The organism is Domibacillus sp. 8LH, assembly GCF_038806185.1.
Lineage (GTDB): Bacteria > Bacillota > Bacilli > Bacillales > Domibacillaceae > Domibacillus > Domibacillus indicus_A.
This window is the reverse complement of sequence record NZ_JAVJNG010000378.1, coordinates 1-229: the sequence shown is the minus strand read 5'-3', so window position 1 is coordinate 229 and position 229 is coordinate 1. Positions and strand designations below refer to the sequence as shown.

General features: G+C 45.4%; 1 protein-coding gene. It reads left to right on the top strand.

Annotation, left to right across the window (positions count from 1 at the left end; all coding sequences use genetic code 11):
• The coding region (locus RG959_RS25085; protein ID WP_342799395.1) for a metallophosphoesterase family protein at positions 1-229 on the top strand (229 nt) is incomplete at both ends.

The following is a 229-nucleotide window of genomic DNA, read 5'->3' as shown; positions in this document are numbered from 1 at the left end:
TCCTGAAGGGCTTGGCACGGATGACTATGATGGCATGAACTTCCCGAATCTCTGTGCAAATTGTGTGTATAAGGACGGTGGAGAGACAGTACTTGATCCTTACCATGTTGAAGAAGTAGACGGTGAGAAGATCGGTTTTATCGGTGTGAATACCCAAGCATCGGCAGATATGGTAATGCCGGCTGGAATTCAGGATATTGAATTTACCGATGAAGCAACTGCAGTAGAT